Here is a 16,232-nt window from a genome sequence, read left to right on the forward strand (position 1 = left end):
GAGAATCGCTCCATCATGTAACCTGCTCGAAATTTCGCTGAGGGCCAACGTCGTCCCTACGCACATGCATATGCCACGACGACGACGGGAGAGCCGATGCGCATCCACGCCTGGTCGCCCATGGACGGTCGCCCCGCCCAGCAGGGGATGTACGACCCCCGCAACGAACACGACGCCTGCGGTGTCGGGTTCGTGGCCACTCTTACCGGTGTGGCCAGCCATGAGCTGGTCGAACAGGCGCTGACCGTACTGCGCAACCTCGAACACCGCGGCGCCACCGGCTCCGAGCCGGACTCCGGTGACGGTGCGGGAATCCTGCTCCAGGTCCCGGATGCCTTCCTGCGCGAGGTCGCCGGCTTCGGACTTCCCGAAGCGGGCGCGTACGCCGTCGGCACCGCCTTCCTCCCGCTCGCCGAGGTCTCGTCCGCTGTCTCGCAGATCGAGACGATCGCGGCAGAGGAGGGCCTCACCGTTCTCGGCTGGCGCGAGGTTCCGGTCACACCGGATCTGCTCGGCAACGGCGCCCGCGCCACCATGCCGGAATTCCGTCAGCTCTTCGTCGCCGACGCGGCCGCCGGCCCGGACGCCGCGCCCGTGACGGGCATCGCGCTCGACCGCAAGGCCTTCGTCCTGCGCAAGCGTGCCGAGCGTGAGGCCGGGGTGTACTTCCCCTCGCTCTCCGCCCGCACCATCGTCTACAAGGGCATGCTCACGACGGGGCAGCTGGAGCCGTTCTTCCCGGACCTCTCCGACCGCCGCCTCGCGACCACCATCGCCCTGGTGCACTCGCGCTTCTCGACCAACACCTTCCCCAGCTGGCCGCTGGCCCACCCGTACCGCTTCGTCGCGCACAACGGCGAGATCAACACGGTCAAGGGCAACCGCAACTGGATGAAGGCCCGTGAGTCGCAGCTCGCATCGGAGCTCTTCGGCTCCGAGAAGCTGGACCGCATCTTCCCGGTCTGCACTCCGGATGCCTCGGACTCCGCCTCCTTCGACGAGGTCCTCGAGCTGCTTCACCTCGGTGGCCGCTCGCTCCCGCACTCGGTGCTGATGATGGTCCCCGAGGCGTGGGAGAACCACGACTCGATGGACCCGGCCCGCCGCGCCTTCTACCAGTACCACTCCACGATGATGGAGCCCTGGGACGGCCCGGCCTGCGTCACCTTCACCGACGGCACCCAGGTCGGCGCGGTCCTCGACCGCAACGGTCTGCGCCCGGGCCGCTACTGGGTCACCGACGACGGCCTCGTCGTGCTCTCGTCCGAGGTCGGCGTCCTGGACATCGACCCGGCGAAGGTCGTCCGCAAGGGCCGCCTCCAGCCCGGCCGGATGTTCCTCGTCGACACCGCGGAACGCCGCATCATCGAGGACGACGAGATCAAGGCGTCCCTCGCCGCCGAGCAGCCGTACCAGGACTGGCTGGAGACCGGCGAGATCGAGCTCGAGGACCTCCCCGAGCGCGAGCACATCGTGCACACCCACGCCTCGGTCACCCGCCGCCAGCAGACCTTCGGCTACACCGAGGAGGAGCTGCGCGTCATCCTCGCGCCGATGGCCCGTACATCGGGCGAGCCGCTCGGTTCCATGGGCACGGACTCGCCGATCGCCGCGCTCTCCGCACGCCCCCGGCTGCTCTTCGACTACTTCACCCAGCTCTTCGCGCAGGTCACCAACCCGCCGCTGGACGCCATCCGCGAGGAGCTCGTCACCTCGCTGCGCTCCACGCTGGGCCCGGCAGGCAACATCCTCGAGCCGACGGCGGCCGCCTGCCGCAGCGTCACGCTGCCCTTCCCGGTGATCGACAACGACGAGCTCGCCAAGCTGATACACATCAACGCCGACGGCGACATGCCAGGCATGAAGGCCGCCACGCTGGCCGGTCTCTACCGTGTCGGCGGCGGTGGCGACGCCCTCGCCGCCCGGCTGAAGGACATCTGCGACGAGACCGACGCCGCCATCGAGGCGGGCGCCCGGCTGATCGTCCTCTCGGACCGTCACTCCGACGCCGAGCACGCACCGATCCCCTCGCTGCTGCTCACATCGGCCGTGCACCATCACCTGATCCGCACCAAGCAGCGCACCCAGGTGGGCCTGCTGGTCGAGGCCGGTGACGTACGCGAGGTGCACCATGTCGCGCTGCTGATCGGCTTCGGCGCGGCCGCGGTCAACCCGTACCTCGCGATGGAGTCCGTCGAGGACCTCGTCCGCGCGGGCACCTTCATCGAAGGCCTGGAGCCCGAGCAGGCCATCCGCAACCTGATCTACGCACTCGGCAAGGGCGTGCTGAAGGTGATGTCCAAGATGGGCATCTCCACCGTCGCCTCCTACCGCGGCGCACAGGTCTTCGAGGCTGTCGGCCTGGACCAGAGCTTCGTCGACACCTACTTCAACGGCACCGCCACCAAGATCGGCGGCGCCGGCCTCGAGGTCGTCGCAACCGAGGTCGCGGCCCGGCACGCCAAGGCGTACCCCGCATCAGGGATCTCCGCGTCGCACCGCAAGCTGGAGATCGGCGGCGAGTACCAGTGGCGCCGCGAGGGCGAGCCGCACCTCTTCGACCCGGAGACGGTCTTCCGCCTCCAGCACGCCGCGCGCTCGCGCCGGTACGACATCTTCAAGAAGTACACGGACCGGGTGAACGAGCAGTCCGAGCGGCTGATGACGCTCCGCGGGCTCTTCGGCTTCAAGTCCGGCCGTGAGCCGATCTCCATCGACGAGGTCGAGCCGGTCTCCGAGATCGTCAAGCGCTTCTCCACCGGCGCCATGTCGTACGGCTCCATCTCCAAGGAGGCGCACGAGACCCTCGCCATCGCCATGAACCAGCTGGGCGGCAAGTCCAACACGGGTGAGGGCGGCGAGGACGCGGACCGGCTGTACGACCCGGCACGCCGCTCGTCCATCAAGCAGGTCGCCTCCGGCCGCTTCGGTGTGACCAGCGAGTACCTGGTCAACGCGGACGACATCCAGATCAAGATGGCGCAGGGCGCCAAGCCCGGCGAGGGCGGCCAGCTGCCCGGCCACAAGGTCTACCCGTGGGTCGCCAAGACGCGTCACTCGACTCCGGGTGTCGGCCTGATCTCCCCGCCGCCGCACCACGACATCTACTCCATCGAGGACCTGGCCCAGCTGATCCACGACCTGAAGAACGCGAACCCGCAGGCGCGGATTCACGTGAAGCTGGTCTCCGAGGTCGGTGTCGGCACGGTCGCCGCGGGCGTCTCCAAGGCCCACGCGGACGTCGTCCTGATCTCCGGCCACGACGGCGGCACGGGCGCGTCCCCGCTCACCTCGCTGAAGCACGCCGGCGGCCCCTGGGAGCTCGGCCTCGCCGAGACCCAGCAGACCCTGCTGCTCAACGGCCTGCGGGACCGGATCGTGGTGCAGACCGACGGCCAGCTGAAGACCGGCCGCGACGTCATCATCGCCGCACTGCTCGGCGCTGAGGAGTTCGGTTTCGCGACTGCTCCGCTCGTGGTGTCCGGCTGCGTGATGATGCGCGTCTGTCACCTCGACACCTGCCCGGTCGGCATCGCCACCCAGAACCCGGTGCTGCGCGAACGTTTCTCCGGCAAGGCCGAGTACATCGTCAACTTCTTCCGCTTCATCGCCGAAGAGGTCCGTGAGCTCCTCGCCGAGCTGGGCTTCCGTTCCATCGAGGAGGCCGTCGGCCACGCCGAGCTCCTCGACACGGAGCGGGCCGTGAACCACTGGAAGGCACAGGGGCTCGACCTCAACCCGCTCTTCTACGTTCCCGAGCTGCCCGATGGCGCCGTACGCCACCAGGTCGCCGAGCAGGACCACGGTCTGGAGAAGGCGCTCGACAACGAGCTGGTCAAGCTCGCCGCCGACGCGCTGGAAGCCGACTCCGCCGAAGCGGCGCAGCCGGTCCGCGCTCAGGTCGCGATCCGCAACATCAACCGGACCGTCGGCACCATGCTCGGCCACGAGGTGACCAAGAAGTTCGGCGGTGCGGGCCTGCCCGACGACACCATCGACATCACCTTCACCGGCTCGGCCGGCCAGTCCTTCGGCGCCTTCGTCCCGCGCGGTGTGACCCTCAGGCTCGAGGGCGACGCCAACGACTACGTCGGCAAGGGACTCTCCGGCGGCCGGGTCATCGTCCGCCCGGACCGCGGCGCCGACCACCTCGCCGAGTACTCCACCATCGCGGGCAACACCATCGCCTACGGTGCGACCGGCGGCGAGCTGTTCCTGCGCGGCCGTACCGGCGAGCGGTTCTGTGTCCGTAACTCCGGTGCGACCGTGGTGTCGGAAGGCGTGGGCGACCACGGCTGCGAGTACATGACCGGCGGACACGCCGTGGTGCTCGGCGAGACGGGCCGCAACTTCGCAGCCGGTATGTCCGGCGGCGTCGCCTACGTCATCGACCTGGACCTCGACAACGTCAACGCCGGCAACGCCGGTGCGGTCGAGGCTCTCGACGACGCCGACAAGCAGTGGCTGCACGACGTCGTGCGCCGGCACGGCGAGGAGACCGGGTCGACGGTGGCCGAGAAGCTGCTCGAAGAGTGGGACACCGCGGTGGACCGCTTCAGCAAGATCATCCCGACCACGTACAAGGCAGTGCTCGCCGCCAAGGACGCCGCTGAGCTCGCAGGTCTCTCGGAGACCGAAACCACCGAGAAGATGATGGAGGCGGCGACCAATGGCTGACCCCAAGGGCTTTTTGACCACGGGCCGTGAGGTCGCGCAGACCCGCCCCGTCGAGGAGCGGGTGAAGGACTGGAACGAGGTCTACGTTCCCGGTTCCCTGCTCCCGATCATCAGCAAGCAGGCCGGCCGCTGCATGGACTGCGGCATCCCGTTCTGCCACAACGGCTGTCCGCTGGGGAACCTCATCCCCGAGTGGAACGACTACGCCTACCGCGAGGACTGGTCGGCAGCGAGCGAGCGGCTGCACGCCACGAACAACTTCCCGGAGTTCACCGGCCGGCTCTGCCCGGCGCCGTGCGAGTCGGCGTGCGTGCTCGCCATCAACCAGCCCGCCGTCACCATCAAGAACGTCGAAGTCTCCATCATCGACAAGGCATGGGACAGCGGCGACGTCACCCCGCAGCCACCCGAGCGGCTCTCGGGCAAGACCGTCGCGGTCATCGGCTCCGGCCCGGCCGGCCTCGCCGCCGCCCAGCAGCTGACCCGGGCGGGCCACACGGTCGCCGTGTACGAGCGCGCGGACCGCATCGGAGGGCTGCTCAGGTACGGCATCCCCGAGTTCAAGATGGAGAAGGTGCACATCAACCGCCGCATCGAGCAGATGCGCGCGGAGGGCACCAAGTTCCGTACCGAGACCGAGATCGGTCGTGACGTGGACGCCGCGAAGCTGCGCCGCCGCTACGACGCGGTGGTCATCGCGGCCGGCGCCACGGTCTCCCGCGATCTGCCGGTGCCCGGACGTGAGCTGAACGGCATCCACTTCGCCATGGAGTACCTGCCGCTCGCGAACAAGGTGCAGGAGGGCGACCTCACGGTGGCTCCCATCACCGCCGAGGGCAAGCACGTCGTGGTCATCGGCGGTGGCGACACCGGCGCCGACTGCGTGGGCACCGCCCACCGTCAGGGCGCGGCGTCGGTAACCCAGCTGGAGATCATGCCCAAGCCCGGCGACGAGCGGAACGAGGGCCAGCCCTGGCCGACCTTCCCGATGCTCTACAAGGTCACCTCCGCGCACGAGGAGGGCGGCGAGCGTGTCTACGCCGTCTCCACCACCCACTTCGAGGGCGACGAGGACGGCAACGTCCAGTATCTGAACCTCGCCGAGGTGGAGTTCAAGGACGGAAAGCTGGAGCAGAAGGCCGGCACCGAGCGGAGGATCCCCGCTCAGCTCGTCACCCTGGCGATGGGCTTCACCGGCACCGACCAGGCCAACGGCCTGGTGCAGCAGTTCGGTCTTGAACTCGACGACCGCGGCAACATCGCCCGTGACGCCGACTTCGCGACGAATGTCCCCGGGGTGTACGTTGCCGGTGACGCGGGCCGCGGCCAGTCGCTGATCGTCTGGGCGATCGCCGAGGGCCGCTCGGCGGCACGCGGCGTCGACCGGTTCCTGACCGGCGCAAGCGAGCTGCATGCCCCGATCAAGCCCACGGACCGCTCACTGGTGGTCTGACGGCTGCACAGAACGTCCCGCACAATGGGGTGCGGAACTGATCACGGCGCCTGCCCTGTCCCCGACCGGACAATGGGTGGGCGCCGTGGCGCGTCCGGGGACGTGTCGTAGGCTCGACTGCTCCGGCCGCTTCACCGAGCCGGCCGGTGACCGAGCGGAGCGACGTATGGCCATCAGTCTCCAGAAGGTGCAGGAGACGGCGCCCGCGCTCGTCAGCCTCTACAGGAGCGCCGGCCTGTCGCTGCGGAAACACGGACTGCACGGTGAGCGCGTCGCGGTCTACCTGGTCATCGACTACTCCGGCTCGATGAGGCCGTACTACGACGACGGCAGCGTCCAGGCGCTCGCCGACCGGGTGCTGGGACTCTCCGCCCACCTCGACGACGACGGATCCGTGCCCCTCGTCTTCTTCTCCACCGATGTCGACGCGGTGGAGGAGATCGCGCTCAGCAACCACGAGGGCAGCGTGGGCCGGATCGCCGCGGGCCTGGGGCACATGGGCAGGACCAGCTACCACCTGGCGATGGACGCCGTCATCGACCACTACCTCGACAGCGGTTCGACCGCTCCGGCGCTGGTCGTGTTCCAGACGGACGGCGGCCCGGTCAACAGGCTCGCGGCCGAACGGTATGTCTGCAAGGCCGCCAGGCTGCCGCTCTTCTGGCAGTTCGTCGGCTTCGGCGACCCGGCGAGCAGGCAGTTCGAGTTCCTGCGCAGGCTCGACGAACTCGCGGTGCCCGCCCGCAGGACGCTCGACAACACCGGCTTCTTCCATGCGGGCGAGGACGTGCGGACGGTTTCGGACGGCGACCTCTATGACCGGCTGGTCGGGGAGTTCCCCGCCTGGCTGAGCGCCGCACGGGCGAACGGCACGGTGAGCCGGTGACCGTACGCATCCTGCCCGCCGCGGGACGGACGGCCTCCCTGTGGAAGAACGGCGGGGGCACGACCCGGGAGGTCGCCGCCGGTCCCGAAGGCGCCGCGATGGACGACTTCGCCTGGCGGGTGAGCCTTGCGGAGGTCGGACGCGACGGCCCCTTCTCCGCGTTCCCCGGCGTCACCCGGACCCTGACGGTGGTCGAGGGCGCCGGAATGGATCTTGACGTGGACGGTGCCCGGCGGACGGTGGGCGAACGCTTCGTCCCACAGGACTTCGCCGGCGACGCGACCACGTATGGGTGGCTGCTTGCCGGCCCCGTGGTCAACCTCAATGTGATGTACCGCCGCGGGCTCGTCGACGCGCTGGTCTCGGTCGTACGGGGGCGGCTCACCTTCGGCGCGCCGCCCGGCACGACCGTGCTGGTCGTCGCACTGGACGGGACCGCGGCGCTCGAGGGCACGGGTACGGAGCTCGGGCCCTACGACGCGGCGTTGGTGACGGAGGCGGAGCCGGGAGTGCTGCGGGCCGACGGGCGCACCGCGCTCGTCGTGTTCAGGCCCGGCTGCCCCGGCTGCTGAGTGCGGCGCGGACCTGTGCCCGGCAGGGGCGTTGCGGCATAGTGGCGATCATGACTTCGTTTGTGCGTCATGTGACCGTCGACTGCGCCGACGCCTACCGGCTGGGCAGTTTCTGGGCCAAGGTTCTCGATATCCCGCTGACGGAGGAGGACAAGCCCGGAGACCCCGAGGCGCTCATCCAGGCCCCGGGTTTCGGGCTGCTGTTCATCCAGGTCCCCGAGGCCAAGTCGGTGAAGAACCGCCTCCACATGGATCTGCAGCCGACGGACCGCACCAGGGAGGAGGAGATCGAGCGTCTGCTGACTCTCGGCGCCACTCTGGTGGAGGACCACCGCAGGCCGGACGGCCGCGGGTGGGCGACGCTGGCCGACATCGAGGGCAATGAGTTCTGTGTGGAACGCAGCACGGGTGAGCGGTCCGCGTGAGCGCTCTGCCGGGTCAGTGACGGACCAGGCAGAAGGGGTGTCCGGCGGGATCCGCGTAGACCCGCCAGCCCTGTGCGCTGTCGTCGAGCAGATGGGCGCCCGCGTCGAGCACCTCCACCTCCGCACGGTCGAGGTCGGGCACCCCGAAGTCCAGATGGAACTGCTGCGGCCGGGTCGGGTCGGGCCAGGCGGGCGGACGGTGGTTCTCCGCGCGCTGGAAGGCCAGTACAAGCCCTGAACCGGTGTGCAGGGTGGACCAGCCGTCGCCGGTCGACCAGCGCGGGTCCGGCCGGTCGACACTGCCGCCGAGCACCGACTGGTAGAACGAGGCCAGTCCGGCGGGGTCGGGGCAGTCCAGGACTATGCACTGCAATGCGGCGATCATGTCCGGAATCCTAAGGGCTGTCCCGGGCGCCCCGTCCGGAAGTGCGGTACCCGGGAGGGCCGTTGCCGGGCGGGTACGGGCAGACGGGCCGGGCCGCGTCCCGCACGGACGCGAGTCAGGGGAGTGAGGATCGCATTCGGCCGCCCACCGGGGGGCAACCGGTGATCCGCCCGGTGACCGACCGCACTTCCGTACGACCGGCGGCGCGCGGACGGATGGCGCGGCTTCCGCACGGCGGGTGAGGGCGGCGCCGGGCGGCCACGCGATCATCGAACGGCTCCGGAATCGACTCCCGCGCAGGCCAGGGCCACAAGATCATTCCAACTGTCTTTGCTGGTGGGCGAGTTGACGTGGGATCGCCGAGCGGAGGCGCAGGCTCCGCGGAATGTGACCGCCGCCACGGTCCGAGGGGTCCGCGCATGCGGGCGTCGGGCGTGCTAGGCTGACGCTGTTGCAGTTTTGGTACCCATGAACTTTATGTGCGCCTGACGGGAATGCTCCGACAGGCGCATTATTGTTTTCCGGCTTTCTCCGGATGGGGTTCAATGCGGCGACGCGGAATTCGTAAAGTGCGAATTTCCGGCACTGCACCTGTTGAGGAGAATGTTATGGCCACCGGTACCGTGAAGTGGTTCAACTCGGAAAAGGGCTTCGGCTTCATCGAGCAGGACGGCGGCGGCGCCGACGTCTTCGCCCACTACTCGAACATTGCCACCCAGGGCTTCCGTGAGCTCCAGGAGGGCCAGAAGGTCTCCTTCGACGTCACGCAGGGCCAGAAGGGCCCGCAGGCGGAGAACATCGTCCCGGCCTAATTGCCGGACGCGTACCTCGCTGACCGGGGCCCGCACCTCAAAGGTGCGGGTCCCGGTTTGTGCTGTTCCCCATCTGGCAGGAAGGCAAAAACTGCATGACCCGCTCCGCTGAACGCCCGGCACGCCCCGCACGCACCAGCCCGCCGAGGGGCCGAGGCAAGGCTCCCGCAAAGTCTCCGGCCCGCAAGGCGGCTCCCAGGCCTGCGGAATTCACGCTGCCGGAGACCATTACCCCCGCGCTGCCCGCCGTCGAGGCCTTCGCCGAGCTGGACATGCCCGCCGCCCTGCTGAAGACCCTCGGGGCCCAGGGCGTCACCGCCCCCTTCCCGATCCAGGCCGCGACGCTGCCGAACTCCCTCGCGGGCCGTGATCTCCTCGGCCGTGGACGCACGGGGTCCGGCAAGACCCTTGCCTTCGGCCTCGCGCTGCTGGCCCGCACCGCCGGCCGGCGTGCCGAACCGCGCGCCCCCCTAGCCCTGGTGCTGGTGCCCACCCGCGAACTCGCGCAGCAGGTCACCGACGCGCTGACGCCGTACGCCACCTCGGTGAATCTGCGGCTGACCACCGTGGTGGGCGGTATGTCCATCTCCCGGCAGACCGGTGCGCTGCGCCGTGGTGCCGAGGTGCTGGTGGCCACCCCCGGGCGGCTGAAGGACCTCATCGAACGCGGCGACTGCCGCCTCGACCAGGTCGGCATCACCGTGCTCGACGAGGCGGACCAGATGGCGGACATGGGGTTCATGCCGCAGGTCACCGCGCTGCTCAAGCAGGTCGAGCCCGACGGGCAGCGGATGCTGTTCTCGGCCACCCTCGACAAGAACATCGACCGCCTGGTGAAGATGTTCCTGACCGACCCGGTGGTGCACTCCGTCGACCCGTCGGCGGGCGCGGTCACCACCATGGACCACCATGTGCTGTACATCGCGGACGAGACCGACAAGAAGGCGGTGACCACCCGGATCGCGGCCCGCGACGGCCGGGTGCTCCTCTTCCTGGACACCAAGCGTTCGGTGGACCGGCTGGTGAAGCGACTGCTCGCCAGCGGTGTGCGGGCGGGCGGACTGCACGGCGGCCGTTCCCAGCCGCAGCGCAACCGCACCCTCGACCAGTTCAAGAACGGCCTGGTCAACGTGCTGGTCGCGACGAACGTCGCCGCACGAGGCATCCACATCGACGACCTCGACCTGGTCGTCAACGTGGACCCGCCGACCGATCACAAGGACTACGTCCACCGTGGTGGGCGCACCGCCCGCGCCGGTGAGTCCGGCAGCGTCGTCACGCTGGTGCTCCCCGAGCAGAAGCGGGAGATGACCCGGCTGATGTCGGACGCCGGCATCACTCCGCGCACCGCCCGGGTCAAGTCCAGTGACGAGGAGCTCACCCGGATCACCGGGGCGCGTGAGCCCTCCGGCGTGGCCGTCGTCATCGACGTACCGCAGCAGGCGGCGCAGCCGCAGCGGCGCTCCCGGCCGAGCAGGCCCGCGGCGGGTGCCACCGCCGGGTCCGGCCAGCCCGGTCGTGGTGGCCGTGGCCGCAGGGGCGGTCAGGGGCAGGGCCAGGGCGGTCAGGGCCGCAGCGCGCAGGGCGGTCAGAGCCGTGGCGCGGCCGGTCGAGGTGTGCAGGGCCGCGGTGGACAGCAGGGCGGCCGACGGGCCGCTGCCTGAGATACGGCGATCCGAAGCGGTCGTCCGGGGCGCGTGAGGTGCGGGGGCCCGCCTCCGCCCCGCCCCCGGAGACCTCCGGGCAGCGGAAGGGGCTGAACCGGGCAGATGCCCGGTTCAGCCCCTTCCTGCGTCGTGTCCCCAGGGGCGCGGCGGTGTCTGCCCGGTCCGGTCACCACCACCGCACAGCCCGCCGGACACCCGGTCCGCACGGCCCCGGCAGACCGGGACCGCACCCCCGCGTCCGGACACCGTGCCCCGGGCGCGGCTCCCGGGCTCCCCGCGGCGCTCAGGTGTCGCAGTCGATGACGGTGCGGCACAGCCCGCACCGCGCCCGCACCCGCCCCCGGACCGGAACCCGGATGCGCTGATGGCAGGTGGGGCAGGGGAATTCGACCCGCAGTCCGTCGGCCGCGCCCTCGAAGCCGTACGGGGTTCCGGCCGGGCGGTGACTGCCGTGCTCCAGCGCGTACGTGCGGTTCTTCGCATAAGCGCGGCGGCCGGCCCAGCCGGCGGCGGTCAGCGGGGGCAGGCGGGTGTCCTGGCGGGCCCGGTCCATGCCCTTCGTGTAGGCCGTGTACGCCTGGGGGCTGGTGAACCAGACCGACGGGTCCTCGTCGAAGACGAGCGCCCGCTTGGCGAGCACGTACCCGAACTCCTCGGGGGTGAGATAGCCCAGCTTCTGACTGGACACCTCGTCCTCGCGGTACGCGTCCAGCAGCAGCCAGCCCGCGCCCAGATAGGTCGTCGCGGTGTCGGTCAGGATCTCGTTGTCGCGGGTGCCGGGGAAGCTCAGATCGAGGCGGTGCAGCAGCACATGCATGACCTCATGGGCGAGGGCCGCCCCGATGTCATTGCGGTGGGTGCGGAAACGGTCGTTGAGATCGATGAAGTACTCAGGGCCCGCGGCCAGTTCGACCCCCGCCGCGTGCTGCATCTCGCGGAAGCTCACGATCATGCGGGCGTCGGGCAGATGCAGGTGCTGGACCATCGCGTGCGCCACCCGCTGTGCACCCAGATGGAGGTCGTCGTGGTCGGAGAAGGCGACATCGGCCGGTGCGACGCTGGGGGCGTAGCTGCGGATGCCCTCGTACGAGAGGCGTTTGTGGAGCGCGGTGATGGCCGTCCGCACCGTCTCCAGATGCGGGAATCCGTGCACGACCTCGCTGCCGTCCGTCACGGACCCCACTCTACGGCGGGCGGAATCGCCGGATAGTGAGCAGGCTGAAGGGAATGATCCTCGGATCATCGGATCAAATCCCCCCATGAGAGGAAGCCCGTTGAATCAGACACTGCGCACCCTCAAGAGATCCGCTGCTGCCGGCGTCGTGGTCCTTGCCGCCGTCAGCCTCCAGCCCGCATCGGCCGCGGCCGTCGCACCGGAACCCATTGTCGGCGGCACCCGCGCCGCTGAGGGTGAGTTCCCCTTCATGGTGCGTCTCTCCATGGGGTGCGGGGGGTCGCTCTACGCCGAGGACATAGTCCTGACCGCCGCTCACTGCGTCTCCGGATCGGGCAACGACACCTCGATCACGGCCACCGCGGGCTCCGTCGACCTCCAGGGGCCGAAGGCCGTCAAGGTCACCTCGACCAAGGTCCTCCAGGCCCCCGGCTACGACGGCACGGGCAAGGACTGGGCACTGATCAAGCTGTCCAAGCCGCTGAGCTTTCCGACGCTGAAGACCGCCACCACGACTGCCTACGACAGCGGAACCTTCACCGTTGCCGGCTGGGGCGCGACCAGCGAGAACGGCGGGCAGCAGCGCTATCTGCGCAAGGCCACCGTCCCCTTCGTGTCGGACGCGAAGTGTGAGGAGTCCTACGGCTCGGACCTGACGCCCGGTGACGAGATCTGTGCGGGAAACGTTGCCCAGGGGGGAGTCGACAGCTGCCAGGGCGACTCCGGCGGACCGATGTTCCGCAAGGACGACGCAGGGGCCTGGATCCAGGTCGGCATCGTGAGCTGGGGCCAGGGCTGCGCTGAGCCCGGCTACCCCGGGGTGTACACCCAGGTGTCCACCTTCGCGGAGGACATCAGGACGGCAGCGGCAACGCTCTAGCGCCGGCCCGGACGAGCCGGCGGAACTGCCCGGACGCGCTTTAGTCCAACAGCTGTCCCCGCTTTGTCCATAGGCCTGTACGCCCGGCTCCTCCATCGTGACGTGCACGGATGATCGTCGCGATGGAGGAGCGAGCGTGTACCCAGCAGAGCGAGGTCCCAGCCGCAGGACCGTTGTAGCCGCCACGGCCGTGTCCGGTGCCGCCGCGGCATTCATCACCCCGTCCGCCCGGGCGGCGGAGGCCGGAGCCGGCCCGGTCCTGCGCTCCACGGCCCTCGACGTCCGCGTCGACAGCGGATTCCCGAGGATCGTCTCGTACACCGACAGGGAGACCGGCGCACTGCTGCACGGGCAGCCCGACCCGGTCACATCGGTACTGATCGACGGGGTGGCGCACACCCCTGAGGTCACCTCACATCCGGGACGGGACCGGATCGCCTACATCCTGGCTTTCGACGGAGGCACCGAGATCCATGCCGAGATCCGGGTCGAAGGCCGGCGGGCGGACTGGCGGATCACCCGGATAGCGGAGACCGCGGCCCTTCGCGTCGGGACGCTGCAGATACCGGGGCTCGCCTTCCTCTCCGTGCGCAGCGACCAGCCTGGGGCCGTGCTGCTCGCCGCGAGACTCGACCTCGACAAGGCGAAGAGCGGCGACACCCTGGTGAAGGTCACCGCCGACAGCCCCGCGGACCCGGCGGCACTCGGCTGCGCGTACGCCGTCGTCGCGCACGACCGCCTGGGCGGGGCCGTCGAGACCAACACCGTGTACGACAAGCCCGACAGCGCCGCGGGTACCACCTGGGAGAACGGCAGGCTCTGGCGGCAGACCGTACGCAAGGACGGTTACACCGAAGCGCGTCTCGCCTGCGGCCAGTGGACGCACCGGGCGGCGACCGCACCCGTGGACGCCACCGAACCGCTGCCCCGGGCGACGGTCGTCCTCACCGGGGACCGCAACGGCGACGGCGTCGTCGACTGGCAGGACGCCGCCATCGCCTTCCGCGACATCATGGTGAACCCGCTCGGCGCGGACGAGACCCACCTGCGAGTCGTCCCGCACATCCCCTTCAACTTCGCCTCACAGGCGACCAACCCCTTCCTCGCGACGCTCGACCACGTCAAGCGGATCTCGCTCGCCACGGACGGGCTGCGGCAGTACACCCTGCTCAAGGGCTACCAGTCGGAAGGACACGACTCCGCCCACCCCGACTACGCGGGCAACTACAACAAGCGGGCCGGCGGCCTCGACGACATGAACACACTGGTCCGCGAAGGCCGCGCGTGGAACAGCGACTTCGGCGTACACGTCAACGCCACCGAGTCGTACCCGGTGGCGCACGCCTTCTCCGAGGAGCTCGTCGACACGTCCGACAAACAGTGGGACTGGCTCGACCAGTCCTACCGCATCGACGCACGGCGCGACCTGGTCTCCGGAGACATCATCAAGCGGTTCCAGGACCTGCGCGACGACACCGACCCGGCGCTCAACACGGTCTACCTCGACGTCTTCCGCGAGTCCGGATGGAATTCCGACCGCCTCCAGCGGGCCCTGCGAGACCAGGGCTGGCTGGTGTCCTCCGAATGGGGGCACGGCCTGGAACGCTCCTCGCTCTGGTCGCACTGGGCCAACGAGACCGACTACGGCGGCGACACCTCACGCGGGATCAACTCACAGCTGATCCGTTTCATCCGCAACCACCAGAAGGACGTCTTCGCCAACAAATGGCCCACCCTGCTCGGCGCCGGGCGCATGGGCAACTTCGAGGGCTGGGTCGGCAAGACCGACTGGAACGCCTTCTACGACATCGTCTGGACCGAGGCCCTGCCCGCCAAATACCTCCAGGCCTATCCGGTCAAGCGGTGGACCGACCACGAGATCACCTTCTTCGGGCCCACCGCCACCGTCGTCGACGACAAGGACGGCGAACGGCGCATCACCACCGACGGACGGGTCGTCCACACAGGCGGCAGTTATCTGCTGCCGTGGGAGCCGCGCAGGGCGACCGACCCGGCAAAGCTCTACCACTACAACCCGAATGGCGGTACCACCACCTGGCAGCTGCCGCGCGGCTGGTCCGGGGACTCCCGCGTGGCTCTCTACCGGCTCACCGACCAGGGCCGCGTGCACGAACGCGATCTGCCGGTCCGCTCCGGGAAAGTGACCGTGGACTCGGCCGCCGGTCAGCCGTACGTGCTGTACCGCCACCGGGCGGGCGCCCTCGCGTCGCCGCGATGGGGGCAGGGCACACCGGTGTACGACCCCGGGTTCAACTCCGGCTCCCTCCACGGATGGCGGACCGAGGGCCCGGCATCGGTGGTGCGCAACGAACTCGGCGACTACGAACTGGTCGTCGCGGCAGGTGCCGCCGCCACCGTCGGTCAGCGGCTCGGCCGGCTCCCCGCGGGGACATACACCGCCTCCGTACAGGTCGACATCGGAAAGAAGGCGGGAGAGCGGCGCCGAGCGGCCCTGGAGATCCGCACCGCGGACGGAATCACCGCCGCCAACTGGACCGACGTGTCCTGCGCCGGCAACTACGTCGCCGCCGACCGCAAGCACGACTCCCGCTTCCAGCGGATGTCCACCGTCTTCACCGTGCCCGGAGGCGGCGGCCGGGCCGACCTCGTGCTGAGGGCCGCGGCCGGCGACGCGCAGGTGCGCTTCGACAACCTCCGCATCACCCCGACCGCACCCACCGGCCGGCCCGGCGCACTGGCCTTCGAGGACTTCGAGAACGTCCCGCAGGGCTGGGGAGTCTTCGTCAAGGGCGACGCCGGTGGCTCGACCGACCCGCGGACCCACATCGCCCAACGGCACGCCCGGTTCACCCAGCGCGGCTGGAACGGCAAGGCCATCGACGACGTCATCGACGCCGGCCAGTCGCTCAAGTCCCGCGGGGAGAACACCGGACTGGTGTACCGGACCGTGCAGCACACCGTCCGCTTCGAGCCGGGCAGGCGCTACCGGGTCTCCTTCCGGTACGAGAACGACACCGCAGACCAGTACGCCTGGATCACCGGCGCCGACGGGCCCACGGCGCACGAACTCGAACGCACCCCGTTGCCGGTGGCCACCGAACCGACTCTGCTGAGCTACGAGTTCACCGCGCCGGACACCGGGGACAGCTGGGTCGGGCTGCGCAAGACGGGCGACGACGGTGTCGCCGAGTTCGCCCTGGACGCCTTCGAGGTACGCGAGGTGCGGTGAGCGGGGCCGGCCGAAGGAGAGGGCTCCCGTCCCAAACGGCGCCGGCCGAGGAGAGGAAGCCGGGCGGCGCGCCCCCTCCAGTCAAGCGCA

The 16,232-nt window shown here is 69.8% G+C and carries 10 protein-coding genes and 1 pseudogene; 9 read left to right on the forward strand and 2 right to left on the reverse strand.

What is annotated here, in order from left to right; translation table 11 throughout:
• The first annotated feature begins 96 nt into the window (after positions 1-96).
• From gltB to OHS16_RS24115, 5 genes and pseudogenes are all read left to right on the forward strand, one after another.
• Positions 97-4,677 carry a glutamate synthase large subunit gene (gltB, locus tag OHS16_RS24095; RefSeq protein ID WP_328539328.1) on the forward strand — a complete coding sequence of 1,527 codons (4,581 nt, stop codon included), beginning with the start codon at positions 97-99 and terminating at the stop codon, positions 4,675-4,677.
• Entirely contained in the window at positions 4,670-6,130 is a 1,461-nt protein-coding gene (locus OHS16_RS24100; protein WP_328539329.1) for a glutamate synthase subunit beta, read from the forward strand. The genes gltB and OHS16_RS24100 overlap by 8 nt, the downstream gene beginning before the upstream one ends.
• Positions 6,131-6,296: 166 nt before the next feature.
• Positions 6,297-7,016 (forward strand): VWA domain-containing protein, encoded by a 720-nt coding sequence (locus tag OHS16_RS24105; protein WP_328539330.1) that lies wholly within the window; start codon positions 6,297-6,299, stop codon positions 7,014-7,016.
• Complete coding sequence (locus tag OHS16_RS24110; protein ID WP_328539331.1) at positions 7,013-7,588, forward strand: HutD/Ves family protein; 576 nt, start codon at positions 7,013-7,015, stop codon at positions 7,586-7,588. Before OHS16_RS24105 ends, OHS16_RS24110 begins: the two co-directional genes overlap by 4 nt.
• 50 nt (positions 7,589-7,638) lie before the next feature.
• Positions 7,639-8,010: pseudogene (locus OHS16_RS24115) on the forward strand (VOC family protein); the annotation flags it as partial.
• Between the two features lie 16 nt (positions 8,011-8,026).
• Here OHS16_RS24115 and OHS16_RS24120 read toward each other — a convergent pair.
• The gene (locus OHS16_RS24120; RefSeq protein WP_328539332.1) at positions 8,027-8,398 is read right to left on the reverse strand and encodes a VOC family protein; all 372 of its coding nucleotides are present in this window, start codon (positions 8,396-8,398) and stop codon (positions 8,027-8,029) included.
• 608 nt (positions 8,399-9,006) lie between these two features.
• Between OHS16_RS24120 and OHS16_RS24125 the strand changes: the two genes are divergently transcribed.
• On the forward strand, positions 9,007-9,210 hold the full coding sequence (locus tag OHS16_RS24125) for a cold-shock protein (RefSeq protein WP_015607926.1): 204 nt from the start codon (positions 9,007-9,009) through the stop codon (positions 9,208-9,210).
• 95 nt (positions 9,211-9,305) lie between these two features.
• Entirely contained in the window at positions 9,306-10,874 is a 1,569-nt protein-coding gene (locus OHS16_RS24130) for a DEAD/DEAH box helicase (RefSeq protein WP_328539333.1), read from the forward strand.
• 286 nt (positions 10,875-11,160) lie between these two features.
• Here the strand turns inward: OHS16_RS24130 and OHS16_RS24135 are convergent, their stop codons facing one another.
• On the reverse strand, positions 11,161-12,051 hold the full coding sequence (locus OHS16_RS24135; protein ID WP_328539334.1) for a hypothetical protein: 891 nt from the start codon (positions 12,049-12,051) through the stop codon (positions 11,161-11,163).
• 100 nt (positions 12,052-12,151) lie between these two features.
• On the opposite strand from OHS16_RS24135, the gene OHS16_RS24140 reads away from it, so the two are divergent.
• The gene (locus tag OHS16_RS24140) at positions 12,152-12,931 is read left to right on the forward strand and encodes a S1 family peptidase (RefSeq protein ID WP_328539335.1); all 780 of its coding nucleotides are present in this window, start codon (positions 12,152-12,154) and stop codon (positions 12,929-12,931) included.
• Between the two features lie 136 nt (positions 12,932-13,067).
• On the forward strand, positions 13,068-16,142 hold the full coding sequence (locus tag OHS16_RS24145) for an endo-alpha-N-acetylgalactosaminidase family protein (RefSeq protein WP_328539336.1): 3,075 nt from the start codon (positions 13,068-13,070) through the stop codon (positions 16,140-16,142).
• Positions 16,143-16,232: the final 90 nt, after the last annotated feature.

Origin of the sequence: Streptomyces sp. NBC_00344 (assembly GCF_036088315.1) — a bacterium.
Taxonomy (GTDB): domain Bacteria; phylum Actinomycetota; class Actinomycetes; order Streptomycetales; family Streptomycetaceae; genus Streptomyces.